General features: G+C 74.5%; 4 protein-coding genes. All 4 read left to right on the top strand.

Annotated elements, in window-relative coordinates; genetic code table 11:
* Positions 1–294: 294 nt before the first annotated feature.
* On the top strand, positions 295–2253 hold the full coding sequence (locus tag AOK15_RS39010; protein ID WP_157870508.1) for a sensor histidine kinase: 1959 nt from the start codon (positions 295–297) through the stop codon (positions 2251–2253).
* Positions 2250–2906: a response regulator transcription factor gene (locus AOK15_RS39005; protein ID WP_055523696.1), complete on the top strand. Its 657-nt coding sequence runs from the start codon at positions 2250–2252 to the stop codon at positions 2904–2906. Before AOK15_RS39010 ends, AOK15_RS39005 begins: the two co-directional genes overlap by 4 nt.
* 150 nt (positions 2907–3056) lie before the next feature.
* Positions 3057–3470 (top strand): hypothetical protein, encoded by a 414-nt coding sequence (locus tag AOK15_RS39000; RefSeq protein ID WP_055523694.1) that lies wholly within the window; start codon positions 3057–3059, stop codon positions 3468–3470.
* A gap of 220 nt (positions 3471–3690) precedes the next feature.
* Positions 3691–4513: serine/threonine-protein kinase (locus AOK15_RS38995; RefSeq protein ID WP_157870507.1), on the top strand; the 823-nt coding region annotated here is incomplete at its 3' end.

The following is a 4513-nucleotide window of genomic DNA, read 5'->3' as shown; positions in this document are numbered from 1 at the left end:
GACCGGGACCGCGGCCCCACGCCCCACACCCCCCACGGGCCGCACAGTGTCCCCACGGCCGCCGGGCAGGCCCCGCCGGGTGGAAGGGGTACGAGAGGTCCCTCCTCGCCACCGGCAGCGGACGGCGACGGCGGCCCCGCACGGCGGCTGCCGCGCCGGCCGACCCCACTCGGACAGCGACAGGTCGGTGGCAGACCCCGGCGGCGAGCCGCACCCGGCACGGCCCGCCCGACGCCACCGAGAGGGCGGCGCCGGAACGCTGTCGTCCGTGCGGCGGCGACCGGAGAATGGGGTGTGGCTGTGCGCGTGGTCGTGTGGTCGGTCGTGCTGAGCAGTGTCATCGCGGTGGCGCTCGCCGGATGGGCGCGGGCCGCGCTGCCCGCCGTCCCCGGTCAGGAGCAGCCCGTCACCGAAGTCGTCCTGATGGGCTCGGCGTTGGTGTCCTGGGCGGCGGCCGGCGCGGTACTGACCGTGCTGCGCCCCCGCAACCCGCTCGGCTGGCTGTTCCTGCTCATCGGTGGATCCGGCGCCTGGCAGCTCGGCCTCGCCGCGTACGGCAGCCACGGGGCCACCGCCGACCGCGACTGGCCGGGCGCCGCCGCCGTGGCCGCCGTGGCGGGCGGCGCGCACGTCCCGTCCCTGTTCGCGCTCCCCACCGTCGTCCTGGCGCTGTACCCGGGCGGCCGCCTCGACGCGAGGTGGCTGCGGTGGACCATCGCCGCGGCGGCCGCCGGCATCGGCACACTGACGCTGGCCGCCGTGTTCGACCCCGACGCCTACGACGACATCGTCCCCGGCCGCACGCCACCGGTGGCCCTGCCCTCCGCCGTCCTCGGCCCCCTGATCGCCCTCTGCCTCCTGCTGATCGGCTTGAGCGCCCTGGCCGTCACCGTGCACGCGCTGCGCCGCCTGGTCCGCTCCGAGCCGCCCGAACGCCAGCAGTTGGCGTGGATGCTGTCCGTGCTGACCGTCGTCATGGGCACCTCGTTCTTCGTCGGCCCGCTCGTCCGCGCGGCCCTGGCCGTGCTCGTACCCGCCGCCGTGGCCGTCGGGGTGCTCCGCTACCGCATGCTGGGCATCGAGGCCGTCCTGCGTCGCGGCCTGGTCTACGGGCTCCTGACGACCGTGGTGGCCGCCCTGTACCTCCTCACGACCGCCGCGATCGGCACTCTCTGGGAACCGAGCCCCCTGCCGGGCGTCCTGGCCGCCGCGGTGGTCGCCGTCGCCCTGACCCCGGCCCGCGACCGGCTGCAACAGGCGGTGGACTGGTGGATCTACGGCGCCCGCCGTGACCCCCTGCGGGCCCTGGCCCGCCTCGGTGACCGCGTGGCGTACGGGGACGAGGAGGAACTGCTGCCCGGCGCGCTCGACGTGGTCCGGCACGCGGTCCGGGCCCCCTCGGTCCGTCTCACCGGCCCGGACGGAGCGGTCCGCGCCACCGCCGGCCCCCCACCGGCACCGGGCCTCACCCTGCCGCTGAGGCTGGCCGGCCGCCCCCTCGGCACGCTCACCGTCGCCGACCGCGCGCCCGGCGAGCCGTACGGGCGGGACGACCTGCGGCTGCTGGAGGCTTTGGCGCAGCAGGTCGCCGTGATCGCCCGCGCCCTCGAACTCACCGATCTGGTCGCCGCCCACCGCGACCAGGTCATCGAGGCGACCCGACTCGAACGCGACCGGCTCCGGCAGGACCTCCACGACGGTCTCGGCCCGTCCCTGGCCGGCATGGGCCTCGGCCTCCAGGCCACCGCCGACAGCCTGGACCGCGGTGACACCGCCGCCGCCCGCCTCCTGCTGGACCGCCTGCGCGACGAAGTGCCCGGCGCGGTGGGCGAGATCCGGCGCATCATCGACGACCTGCGCCCGGACGCCCTGGACCGCATGAGTCTCCTGGAGGCCACCCGCAGATACGCGCGCACCCTCACCCCCGCGCTCACCATCGACATCGAGGCCCCCGAACTGCCGCACCTGCCACCCGCCGTCGAGAGCTCCGCCTACCGCATCGTCACCGAGGCACTGACCAACGTCGCCCGCCACGCGGACGCGGACCGCGCCTTCGTCCGCCTGACCGTCAGCGACCACACCCTGCACCTCACGGTCACCGACGACGGCCGGGGCCTGCCGCCCCGGCTCGTCCCCGGAGTGGGACTGACGTCGATGCGCCGCCGCGCCGAGGCCCGGGGCGGCAGCCTGACCGTCCGGCCGGGCGCCCGCGGGACCGTGCTCACCGCCGTACTGCCCCTGGAGGCACCATGACCACCGCGACCGCCGTCCGTGTCGTCGTCGCCGACGACCACCCCCTGTACCGCTTCGGTCTCGTCGCCGCCCTCGCCGGGGAACAGGGCGTCGACATCGTCGCCGAAGCCGCCGACGGCCGCGAACTCCTGGCCGCCGTCGAACGCACCCAGCCGGACGTCGTCCTCACCGACCTGGCCATGCCCCACCTCGACGGCACCGCGGCCATCCGCGAACTCCTCACCGCACAACCCGACCTCGCCGTGCTCGTGCTCACCATGCACGAGGACGACCAGACCCTCATGGGAGCCCTGCGCGCCGGAGCCCGCGGCTACCTCCTCAAGGGAGCCGACCGTACCGAGATCGTCCGCGCCGTACTGGTCGTCGCGTCCGGCAACGCCGTCTACGGCCGGGCCGTCGCCCAGCGCATCAGCGCCTTCTTCACCCAGTCGCAGCGCGCGTACGCCGCCCAGGTCTTCCCCGAACTCACCGGCAGGGAACGGGAGATCCTCGAACTCGTGGCCCGCGGCCAGGGCAACCACCAGATCGCCCGCACCATGTACCTCGCGGAGAAGACCGTCCGCAACCATGTGTCCGCCATCATGAACAAACTCGGCACCACCACCCGGGCGGCGACCGTGGCCAAGGCCCGCGACTCCGGACTGGGCGACTGACCCGCCGCCCGCCCGACGCGTCCTGCCCGACGTGTCCCGGCCGGCACGGGCACCGGGCCCGACCGCCTCGGGACCCCTGCCTCACGACGGCCCCCGGCCGGTCCGCGCATGGTGAGGAGGTCGAACGACAGCCCAGCACAAGGAGCAGACATGACCTCCGGAACCTTCCAGTCCCTTCCCGTGCCGACCACCGCGCTCGACGGCCGGATCAGCGCGGTCGTTCTCGACCCGGACGGCAGCCCCGTCGACGTCGTCAAGAACGGCGCCGCCATCAAGGTGCAGACCGAGTGGCACCTGACCGGTTTCCTGGTCCCGCTCATCGGAGGCGCCTGGTCCGTGCACGTGAGCGTCGACGAGATCGGCGGCACCCACGACTTCACGACCCCGCCGCAACTGCTGCAACACACGGGCGCCGACGGGTACTCCCAGCAGACCACGCTCACCGACCTCAAGCCGGGCGGCACCTACGCGCTGATCGCCTCCCTCGGCTACCGCACCCCGGCCGGCGGCGCGGCCGCGCTGGGCGGCTACGTCAACATCGGCACGGTCAACGTCCTGTCCTGACGCAGGCGCCGGGATCGCGGCCGTCGACCACGGCCCGCCGGCACCGCCAAAACCGCCGGAACCGCCACGGGGGACGGTTCCGGCGGGGGAGGGGGAGCGGAGACCCCGGACGTGCGACGGTGTTCAGCCGTCTCCCTCTCCCCTTCGCCGTTGATCTCCGATTCCTCACGAACCGGGACTCACCGTCCTTGTTGTCGTCGCCTCCGTCTAGGCTCCCCGCATGAGCAGAACGGAGCCCGGTAGACGGGTGATCGACGGCCGCTTCGAACTCGTCGGGCGGCTTGGCGGCGGGGGAATGGGATGGGTCTGGCGCGCCCGCGACCTGGCGTTGCACCGCGAGGTCGCAGTGAAGGAGGTCCGCCCGCCGGACCCCGGCCTCGCCGAGTACGACCCGGAGGGCGCCCGCACCCTGCGTGAACGCGTCCTGAGGGAGGCCCGGGCCCTCGCCCGCGTCCACCATCCGAACGTCGTCACCATCCACCACATCGTCGACGGCGGCGAGGGCACCTACCCGTGGATCGTGATGGAGCTCCTCACCGGCGGCTCGCTCCAGGACCGCCTCGACCGGGGCCGCCTGGAACCGTCCGAGGCGGCCCGTATGGGCCGGGAGGTGCTCGACGCGCTGCGCGCCGCCCACGCGGTCGGCATCGAGCACCGTGACGTGAAGCCGGCGAACGTCCTGCTGCGCCCCGACGGACGCCCCGTGCTCACCGACTTCGGGATCGCCGCCGTCCGCGAGGCCACCAGCCTCACCGCCACCGGTTCCGTAATCGGCTCGCCCGACTACATGGCGCCGGAGCGGGTCAGCGGCAAGGAGGGCGGTCCCGCCTCCGACCTGTGGTCGCTGGCGATGATGCTCTACGTGGCCGTCGAGGCCCACCATCCCCTGCGCCGGGACAGCACGCTCGCCACGCTCGCCGCGGTGCTCAGCGAGGACGTCCCGCCGCCCCGTCAGGCCGGCCCGCTGACCGGCGTACTGACCGCCCTGCTCGTCAAGGACCCGCTCGCGCGGCCCGGCGCGGAGGAGGTGGACCGCATGCTCG

It is taken from the genome of Streptomyces ossamyceticus, from assembly GCF_001418475.1.
GTDB classification, from domain to species: domain Bacteria; phylum Actinomycetota; class Actinomycetes; order Streptomycetales; family Streptomycetaceae; genus Streptomyces; species Streptomyces ossamyceticus.
The sequence above is the reverse complement of the archived record's forward strand: the minus strand, read 5'-3'. Positions and strand labels throughout refer to the sequence as shown.

Coding starts and splice junctions, on each gene's coding strand:
- AOK15_RS39005 (WP_055523696.1), top strand. CDS start 2,250: ATGACCACCGCGACCGCCGTCCGTGTCGTCGTCGCCGACGACCACCCC.
- AOK15_RS39000 (WP_055523694.1), top strand. CDS start 3,057: ATGACCTCCGGAACCTTCCAGTCCCTTCCCGTGCCGACCACCGCGCTC.